The 5812-nt window shown below is 44.0% G+C and carries 6 protein-coding genes; 5 read left to right on the plus strand and 1 reads right to left on the minus strand.

The window, feature by feature from the left end:
* Positions 1-112 precede the first annotated feature (112 nt).
* Together E1163_RS05970 and E1163_RS05975 are read left to right on the plus strand one after the other, a co-directional pair.
* Positions 113-262, plus strand: coding sequence for a hypothetical protein (locus E1163_RS05970; RefSeq protein ID WP_155170514.1), 150 nt, complete (start codon positions 113-115; stop codon positions 260-262).
* A 217-nt stretch (positions 263-479) separates the two neighbouring features.
* Entirely contained in the window at positions 480-2144 is a 1665-nt protein-coding gene (locus E1163_RS05975) for a hypothetical protein (RefSeq protein ID WP_155170516.1), read from the plus strand.
* 149 nt (positions 2145-2293) lie between these two features.
* On the opposite strand, the gene E1163_RS05980 is transcribed toward E1163_RS05975, so the two are convergent.
* Positions 2294-3397 (minus strand): alpha/beta fold hydrolase, encoded by a 1104-nt coding sequence (locus tag E1163_RS05980; RefSeq protein ID WP_155170518.1) that lies wholly within the window; start codon positions 3395-3397, stop codon positions 2294-2296.
* A 319-nt stretch (positions 3398-3716) separates the two neighbouring features.
* Between E1163_RS05980 and E1163_RS05985 the strand changes: the two genes are divergently transcribed.
* From E1163_RS05985 to E1163_RS05995, 3 genes are read left to right on the plus strand one after another with little or no spacing between them, the layout of a single operon-like run.
* Positions 3717-4166 carry a 6-pyruvoyl trahydropterin synthase family protein gene (locus E1163_RS05985; RefSeq protein WP_155170520.1) on the plus strand — a complete coding sequence of 150 codons (450 nt, stop codon included), beginning with the start codon at positions 3717-3719 and terminating at the stop codon, positions 4164-4166.
* 10 nt (positions 4167-4176) lie between these two features.
* A complete protein-coding gene (locus E1163_RS05990) occupies positions 4177-5427 on the plus strand; it encodes a peptidase U32 family protein (protein ID WP_155170521.1) in 1251 nt (416 codons plus the stop codon).
* A complete protein-coding gene (locus E1163_RS05995; RefSeq protein WP_155170523.1) occupies positions 5420-5644 on the plus strand; it encodes a ferredoxin in 225 nt (74 codons plus the stop codon). The genes E1163_RS05990 and E1163_RS05995 overlap by 8 nt, the downstream gene beginning before the upstream one ends.
* The last annotated feature ends 168 nt before the right edge of the window (positions 5645-5812 follow it).

A 5812-nucleotide genomic window follows, 5' to 3' on the forward strand; every position in this document is an offset into this window, starting at 1 on the left:
AAAAGTATTAATAAGAAATACAAATATTGGAACCTTGGTTGATGGGACGCCAACAACCCTATCTGTCCTTAGTCTACCTCTAGGATGACTAAGGCCACTTGCCGGGGATGTCATGGATAATAGTCCACTACAGCAGATTGTAACCAGCACCGGGATCACCTTTGGGGCCGGGAAGGACGCAGAAAGTATGGCCGCAATAATCGACCAGAATGGATCGGTGGTTATTGATGATGCCCCCTACCTGTCCTTAGTCTACCGCTAGGATGACTAAGGACTTATCCATGGAATCCAGTGTCTGTAACACGGCAATGCTAGCAGAGAAAAACTAACAAGAAGAACAACTCAATAATAAAACCAATCCCACCAGCCAACAATAAACCAACCAATCTCATATTCTGAAACTATCCTTTCATATCTTGCGGAAAATACAGAGAACCTGAACTGACAATCAGATTGATTTTTAGTACCTTTGCAGATTCATGAATATTCAAAAAACTTTCATACTGCTGTTTTGCTTTACTCTCTCAATCTGGGGGTATGCTCAGGAAACAGCGCAGGATAGCCGTTCGCGAAGTAGCTCTACTTTGGATACGCTGGAAGTAACTGGTACTGTCGACAGTTTGCAGGCACAAACTTCAACGGTTGACTCAGTACAACAAAAGGTACTTTCAAAACTAGATAGTTTGCAGAGTCCAGAGGTGAAAATTGATGCAGTGGATTCTACCAGGCAAGCGACTCAAGCTAAGATAGACAGTTTAAAGGCGCTGGATTTGCCGCATGAGAAGTATACCCAAAAGCTCGATAGCCTCAATCAATTGCCTGCTAATACTGTGAATAAGGCGGTAGATAAGGCAGAAGAAGCTGTGCAAAAGAAGGTAGAACAGGTAAAGGATAAAATAAGTGGCAAAGCCGCAGAGAAGGGTTTGGAAGGGGTAGAAGATAAAATACCTAACGAAAAGCTACCGGGAGTAGATGGTGCAGATGTAACCGGTGTACCTGATGCGGATATTGATACCGGGGAGATCGTACCTGATGATTTAAATAAAGAATTTGGGCTGGGAACGGATAGTAATTTAGACGTAGGAGAAACGGTAGGTTTAGAAGGCTCAACTGCTCAAGTTGATGAACTTACAAATGCACCTGCTGATAAAATTAATGAACTGAAAAAAGCAGGCAATATAGACCAGGTATCAGAACAGGTCAATAAGATTGGCGAGGCAGGAGAGCAAGTCTCAGGGGTTACGGAGGACATTCAAAAAGCCAGGGAAGGAGACACTGAAGGAGTAGAAAAACGAATAGAAGAGCAGGCCATAAGCATAGATGAACTGAAGGAGCTGCAAAGGCAGTCTGCTGAAATGGAAAAGCTAAAAAAAGAGCATGAAGCTTACAAGGCGCAGTTGCAGGAACAGCCACACGAAGTTACCCAATACTCTGATCCTGAATTTGTAAAGCAGCGGCTTATGGAGAAATCCAAAAATGTAGCCGGTACAGACATACTCAAACAATATCAAAGCAAAGTTCAGGCAGCCCAATTAGAGCTGTCATCTTTGAAGAAACCTGAATTTAAGACGGACTCATTAAAAGGGCTTAAAGTAAGAACTCCCAACCCTTTACATGACAAACCCTTGAGAGAGCGCATGCGTCCGGGCTTTCTCATGGAAATCAACAGGAAAGACAATCATAGCTCTATAGATCTGGCCCCATTGATGGCCTACAGGATGAATGATAAGTTTAAAGTATATGGTTCCTATATCTACAGGTTCAGTTTCGATACGGAAGAAAACGCGTTTGCATTCAACGATCCTACTTATGGGCCACGCCTATTGGCTACCTATACCTTTTATAAAGGCTTTTTTGTAAAAGGCGCATGGGAACAAGTCCGGACCAATGTTCCTCGTTCTTTCAATTCACCAGAATTTACCCGGGAGTGGGTGAGAGGGGCCTTTGTCGGCATAGGGAGGGAATATGCCTTCGCCAGAAAAGTACTGGGCAACATTCAGGTCATGTATAACTTTATGCATAGTGAAGACAGCCCTTACCCAAAGAAGTTCAACATTCGCTTCGGCTTTGAGTTCGATCTGAAAAAGGGAAAGAAGCAAAAGCTCGTTGTTCCTAAGGGTACTGCCATTCAGAAGAAATTATAAGATAGTATTGCTCTCCGGACACTGTCCCAAAAAGTGGGTAAAGTTAAGGCGTGTTGTTTCCAAGAAACCATCATCGCGCGGAAATAGCGCTTTCCCTCCATTTTCTTGTAGCCCTCCAAGGGTTTCAAAACCCTTGGAGGGCTTGATATTTAATATCTGAAAACCTTCCCTCGATAATACTCGCCACCGGCTTTTATCAGTACCAGCAATTCTTTGTCTTTACTGTCAGGGAGTGTGATGCTAATAATACTTGACGGCTGTTTAATTTGATCTGTTTTAAGTACCTCACCTTGAACAGTTGTGATGGTCAGGCTTATTTCATCAAATGCCTGGGGGAGGACAATGTTGACCGTCTCTTTGGCCGGGTTAGGGTAGACAGTAAGTTGTAAGCTGCTTGGTTTTGGTTTTTGATTTTCGTCCCTTTTGCTGTCAGTGATCTTATTGCCCTTTTCTTTAGCAATATTGGATAGAATGTTTTTCAGTTGAGGAACATTGGAGAAGAATGGGGAATGCCCACTGTTGATATGAAAAACCTGTTTGCAGGGTGTTTCAGTATACATTTTTTCCTGAATGTAGGGAGATATTGCTTTGTCCTGGGTTGTAGTAATGTAGTATCGGTCTATGCTGCCATAGTTTTCTGTAGTAATGGTTAGTGGAGCAGAGAGTGGCAGCAAGGGCTCCGGCGTGAGTAGCTTTTGTGAAAGTATAACAGACTCGTGGGGAGCATCTTCATAAAAAAGGTCAACAACACGCTCTGGACTGAGGTGAACGATCTTATTCTCGCTGTCAATGATGGTGTTAGGGAAGATCAGAGAGGTGGAGTCCTGAACGGATATATCCAAAACAGACTGTCCGTTCTTTAGAAGAAAGGCCGCCAGATAAACCAGTGACCGGACTTTGTCAGGTCTTTTTTCTGCTGCTGCGGAAATGATCAGACCACCAAGACTATGGCCTACGAGTATGACTTCTTCCTGGGACAGATCCAAGGCATTGACTACCGCTGATTCATAATCCTGTAAGGTTACCTGGGAGGCATTGTTATAAAGCAGCCCATGGCCGGGCAGGTTAACGGTAATCACAGTGTGTCCGGCTTTTTTTAATTGCTCCTCCAGCAGGTACCACGACCAGTCTCCATGCCAGGAGCCGTGTATAAGCATAAAAGTACTTTTTTCATTTCCAGGTTGGCAGGGGGCAGGCGCAGAAAATAATATCAGTGCCATCGCCAACAGCGCTAGTTTCAATCGGAATTTCATTTAATATGGGGTTAAGTTGATTAAAATAAACTGAGTTGTGGCTTCCAATTTGGGGTGCAAGTTGTGGATATTCCCCGAGAGTTTTTAATCAAGTTTTTGAGCGGGATTACATTGTAATAATTTATTGCAAACGCTTAGAAATGTATATCAGGCTATTGAACGGTAGCCTCCGTCTTACACAAGTGAGAGTGAGGTCTTGCCGGCAGCCTGACTTTTGGCATACGAAACTTTCAAACAACCAACAGCAGCTTTTTTTCTGATTTTTGTCATAAATCCGGCTATGCCATGTAATTAAATTCGCGGTTTAAAGCAGGAGGTTATGAATACCGTAAGAATAACCAAGGATTTTACTTTTGAAATGGCCCACGCGCTTTCAGAATATAAAGGAAAGTGTTATAACATTCATGGGCACTCGTATGGCTTGTCTGTAACAGTCAAAGGCAAGCCGCTCGATAGAGAGGGATATCCTGAATCAGGAATGGTGATGGACTTTTCAACCCTCAAGCGCATAGTAAATGAAGAGATCATTGAGCCGTTTGACCACGCCTTTGTGGTGAACCATCATGACCGCAGGTTCACATATCTGCCCAAAGCAACCAAAATGCTTATAGTAAAATACCAGCCCACCTGCGAGAGCATGGTCATAGACTTTGCAGAAAGACTGCAAAAGGCTCTTCCGGAAGGCATAACCCTACAGCGACTATTACTCCGTGAGACAGCCACCAGTTATGCGGAGTGGTATGCGGAAGACAACACTGACCTGAAATAAATTTAGAGATATGGATAATGTAAATAAAGTTGAGCTATTAGCACCTGCCGGTTCGTTTGAAGCATTGGCTGCCGCCATACAGGGAGGGGCAGACGCTGTTTATTTTGGTGTGGAGCAGTTGAACATGCGTGCCCGCTCTGCCAGCAACTTTACCGTCGAGGATATGCACAGTATCGTCAGCGAATGCAAGGAGCATGGTATCCGGGCTTACCTGACTGTAAACACCATCCTGTATGATCATGATATACAACTGATGCGAAGACTGCTCAAACAGGCTAAGGATGCAGGGATACACGCCATAATAGCTTCTGATTATGCTGTGTTGCAGGAGGCTAAAACCATTGGGTTGCCAGTTCATATCTCCACACAGGCCAATGTGAGCAATATTGAAACCGTGGAATTCTTCTCAGCTTTTGCGGATACTATCGTACTGGCACGTGAGCTGAGCTTGAAACAGGTTGCCCACATGTCGAATGAAATAGCAAGGAGGAACCTTAAAGGCCCTTCCGGTAACCTGATCAGGCTGGAAATATTTGCTCATGGGGCACTATGTATGGCTATTTCCGGTAAATGCTATCTGAGCCTGCACTCTCATTTTGGCTCTGCCAACAGGGGAGCCTGTGTTCAAAATTGCAGAAAGCCATACATCGTTACTGATAAGGAGGACGGTACCGAGTTCGAAGTGGATAATGAGTACATCATGAGTGCGAAGGATCTTTGCACTATAGACTTTCTGGATGAGATCGTGAATACCGGTGTCAGTATCATCAAAATTGAAGGCAGAGGCCGTTCGGCAGATTATGTTTATAAAGTGACCAGGTGTTACAGGGAAGCATTGGATGCCATAGCGCAGGGCAATTACAACAAGGGCAAGGTTGAGGAGTGGAAAAACGAACTTTCTACGGTTTATAACCGCGGGTTCTGGGACGGTTACTATCTGGGCCGTAAGCTTGGGGAATGGACTGACCAGCCCGGTTCATCGGCCACACAAAAGAAGATCTATATTGCCAAAGGTACCAAGTATTATCCGAAGATACAGGTAGGTGAGTTTTTAGTAGAAGCTGGCACCATCAGACAGGGAGATGACCTTATGCTCATTAGCCCAAAGACGGGAGTGACTACTTTGAAGGCTGACAGTTTCAAAGTCAATGGTATGGATAGCCAGGAGGCAAAAAAAGAGGATAAGCTGACCATATCTGTAGGGGTAAAAGTTTCGAAAAGTGACAAGCTTTATAAAGTAGTTGCTACCGAAAATGCCTAAGATCATACACTACAGGAGCAAATGTATCGGCTGTAATATTTGTTATGAAATGCAACCAGATATCTGGCGTATGTCGCAAAGAGACGGAAAGGCTACATTGGTGGGAGGGGAGCTTAAGAAGGGTTTGTACATTTTACCTATAACCAATGGCGTCTCCGAGATGCTTGCCCGCGAAGTGGCAAAGGCCTGTCCCGTGAATATTATTAAAGTGGGGTAGAACATTCATTGTTCACAGTTTATGATTCGCAGTTTGTCGGTTTAGAACACTCTATAATCCAGTTTCAAGTATTTTTCTCCCTAAGCAGCAACCATATTAATCGATACTGCACAAACACAAATCCAGCCCTGAAAAGGGCGCTATCAATCAGCAAAAGGTGTAGCCTTT

Origin of the sequence: Fulvivirga kasyanovii (assembly GCF_009711405.1) — a bacterium.
In the GTDB taxonomy this organism is placed as follows: domain Bacteria; phylum Bacteroidota; class Bacteroidia; order Cytophagales; family Cyclobacteriaceae; genus Fulvivirga; species Fulvivirga kasyanovii.